3 protein-coding genes and 2 pseudogenes are annotated in these 3304 nt (G+C 50.9%); 4 read left to right on the top strand and 1 reads right to left on the bottom strand.

Annotated features, from left to right (window positions below):
• The 3 genes and pseudogenes from GOX01_RS13265 to GOX01_RS12435 form a co-directional block, all read left to right on the top strand.
• Positions 1-93 (top strand): annotated as a pseudogene (locus tag GOX01_RS13265) (recombinase family protein); the annotation flags it as partial.
• A 181-nt stretch (positions 94-274) separates the two neighbouring features.
• Positions 275-934, top strand: a complete 660-nt coding sequence (parA, locus tag GOX01_RS12430; protein ID WP_081107038.1) for a ParA family partition ATPase — start codon at positions 275-277, stop codon at positions 932-934.
• 27 nt (positions 935-961) lie between these two features.
• Positions 962-1219: a ribbon-helix-helix domain-containing protein gene (locus GOX01_RS12435; RefSeq protein ID WP_010505208.1), complete on the top strand. Its 258-nt coding sequence runs from the start codon at positions 962-964 to the stop codon at positions 1217-1219.
• A 39-nt stretch (positions 1220-1258) separates the two neighbouring features.
• Here the strand turns inward: GOX01_RS12435 and GOX01_RS12440 are convergent, their stop codons facing one another.
• Entirely contained in the window at positions 1259-2314 is a 1056-nt protein-coding gene (locus GOX01_RS12440; RefSeq protein WP_062269086.1) for a replication initiator protein A, read from the bottom strand.
• Between the two features lie 918 nt (positions 2315-3232).
• Between GOX01_RS12440 and GOX01_RS13270 the strand changes: the two are divergent.
• Positions 3233-3304: pseudogene (locus GOX01_RS13270) on the top strand (DUF4160 domain-containing protein); the annotation flags it as partial.

The raw sequence follows: 3304 nt of genomic DNA on the forward strand, positions 1-3304 counted from the left end.
CTGGTGGCTGAAAAGCGGAGTTATCGGTGGATCGCCCGTGATCTAGGGATCAGCAAGAACACTGTTGCTGCCATTGTGCATAGGGAAAGATAACACGTCATCATGTTTATATGTTAACACAAAAACATGATAGCATTCCATAGGTGCTAACGGCATCGATCTGAGGCATGAGAAATGTTTGGTTCGATTAAATCGGCGGGTTTTTTGAGGAAGATATTGAGTTATCAAAATAACATGGTAATTAGTTAATGTGTTAACACGGAAACATGGTGGCATGAAAACAATCGCGATCATTAGTCAGAAGGGAGGCGCTGGGAAGACGACGCTTGCCCTACACTTGGCTACTAGTGCCAGTGCCGCTGGATACGTTTCTCTGATCCTCGATACCGATCCGCAGGCGACTGCAAGTTCATGGAAAGCGTGGCGGGGAGATGTCGAGCCTGATGTAGTGGATTGTGCGGCTCACGCCTTGTTATCAAGAAAGCTAGAACAAGCGTCCGAACTGGGCGCAGAACTATCGATAATAGATACCCCACCACATGCCGATATTATGGCGCGTGAGGCGTGTCGTGTCGCTGATTTCTTGTTAATTCCATGCAGACCACGTGCTTTCGATATGGACGCTGTTAGAACAACGACGGAGCTTGTGCGAGCCAGCGGCAAGCCTGCCTTCGTGATTTTTACTGCGGGTCCTCCTCGTGCGCCCCAAGTTTATAAGGAGGCGGCCGAGGTTGTGGCGCAGTTTGGTATCCCTGTTGCTCCTGTTGTTTTGCCCGAGCGTGCAGTTTTTCATCACAGCGTTGGTTCCGGTCGGACCGCGCAGGAAGCAGAGCCGGAAAGCAAGGCTGCTGCTGATATAGCACTGTTGTGGAATTGGGTATGTGATCAAGTTAACATGCCATCACACAAACAAGATGACACAAAAGCACGTTAGCAATTTTCTAAGTTAAGGATATACGGCATGAGTCGGTTTGCTGGTCTCAAAAAAACGGTCGCGCCATCGGTTGTGGAACCGGCAGCGCAGACGGTGGTAGAGAAAGCCCGCCCACGTAATCCAAGAGAAGGTAAGCGGGCTGTGGTGGGGTATTTTTCCCCAGCAGTTAGTAAGGGATTACATCAACTTGCGCTTGATACCGATACAACCATTCAGGGTTTGATCGGGGAGGCCATTGATGACTTGATGCGTAAGCACGGTCGTCATCCTTTTGGAGAGCGCTGACTATCTATTTAGATAGACTATGCTTGTATATTTGTACAATCAGGGTTGACCACGCTTAGCAAACCACGTCTCGCAGAATTTGATGAAATGCCGCTCAGGGTTCTTCGGAGCGATCTCGTTATCACCCAGCCACATGCGCCATTCTCTTTCGAGATGATGCACATCCCACCCTGGCGCGATGTTCCGAGCGTCCCCGTAAATATCAGGATCGAGCGCACCCATCCAAGCCTCGGCTACTGGCTCGGCAGCTTTCATTGTGCCGCGATTGATGAATGTTACCATGTCTTTCTGAGGATCGAATTCGACACGGTAATCCGGTAGATGATCGCTTGCAGCGAGGTTCTTTATCATCTGTCGGAATAATTTTTCTGGGCTTTGAGAGCCTGATTTTTTCAGTAGGATCTCAAGAGAGGCTTTCCATACCGCTTGCTGACCGCAATGTTTGCGGGCGAGTTCATAAACGCGTCGTTCCAGCGGTTTGCGTAGCCGGAAATAATCACGATGCAGTGTCAGAACATCATTGCTCTTAATTGCGTTAAAGACCCAATCCGACAGCTTGATCTCGCAATGCAATAGGCGACCGTCGAGGCCAAGTTTGCGGCGGATGGATGAAGCGTCGATCAGGCCAAAACCGTCCACCTGTTCTTCGTCGCCTGTGACAATGTTAGTGCGGATACGTGTGCCTTCAAGGCGGTCGAGGGCTTCGATAAGGGCTTTGTAGTCCTTACCTGCCGTTCCGCGATTGGTGAAGATGAGTAAGTCACGGCTGCTGATCCGCACCCGTTGCGATACTTTCTCCCCGGCCTTTAGTTTCGCCATGATCTGCGAAATACAGTAAATCAGAATATCCTTATCGTAGATTGTAGCAACGCCCTTCACGCTTGGCGTGATTTCCAGCCATTGCCCGTTATGTTCATAGCGACGAACGGAAGTCTCGGGTTTTTTCGACAGGGAATAGAACGGATGCTCCATTTGCGGCATCACGTCCTTAAGCACGGCATCTGCCACGTCGCAGATGAATAAGTCATGCTGCGGATGACGCTCCGGCAGGAGGGCCTCATGGACAACAGGCAGATTCGGGGTTTCAGATACCATGCCTAAAGTTCGGGGTTTTACATACCTGCGTCAAGTGATTCGGGGTTTTAAATACCGAAACCGAGATTCGGGGTTTTAAATACCGAGATTCGGGGTTTTAAATACCGAGATTCGGGGTTTTAAATACCAAACCGAAGAAAAACCCAGAAATTCAGTTTTTATATCAATGTGTTAAATGGATGCTAGAATCGCTTAACACAGAATCTAACACCTATTTAACACCTCCTCTAACCATCTGATCTGTGGATAACTCACAAACCTCAAAAATTTCCAATCAAATTCAACCCAAGCACCGCCTCTTGGGGGCTCCGCCCCCGCCGGCTCGCAGCCTACGGCCGCCCCGATCGCGCGAAGCGCGATCTCCCACCCGGCATCCCCCTGCTCGCCCTTTCAGGGCTGCGCTAAACGGACACGCCTACGGCGCGAAATCATAATCTGACGATGCGTTCCCGCATCGTCTCTCTACCAGCACCTTCCTCTCCCGCGTCGGCGCCTTCGGCGCCCTACGGGGCTCACGCTCCGCGCTCGCCCGACGCCTGCAACACCAGAAAAACCGAGCAAGACCGTAATCTGCTCAAGACGCACCGGTGTTCAGGCGATCATTCAGCGGCTCACGTGTTGCAGCATGCCCGTCAGACGCCACAGGATGACCGTACAGGCATTACCGTGTGTGGTGGCTAGGGTTGGTGGGCGATAACGGGCATTACGCTTTGTGCGGCCTCCTATGGCGCTCTGCTGGCTTTGTCAGAAGTTAGTGGGCTGTCCATTTCTGTCTGACCGTCCAGATATTCTCCTCCTGACTTTCAATGGAATGGTTCTAATTGAAAAACCCAAGCGTTAGGGATGTGGTGCATTATACCGACGCTTCTACGAATCAATGGATTTCGTGTCGTGATTTACACGGCAGATCATGTGCCAATGCACGTTCACGTCATAAGCGCGGATGGAGAAGCGGTGATTGAAATTGGTAGGAAAGCCCGACTGATACGA

Source organism: Gluconobacter oxydans, from assembly GCF_006539685.1.
In the GTDB taxonomy this organism is placed as follows: Bacteria; Pseudomonadota; Alphaproteobacteria; order Acetobacterales; family Acetobacteraceae; genus Gluconobacter; species Gluconobacter oxydans.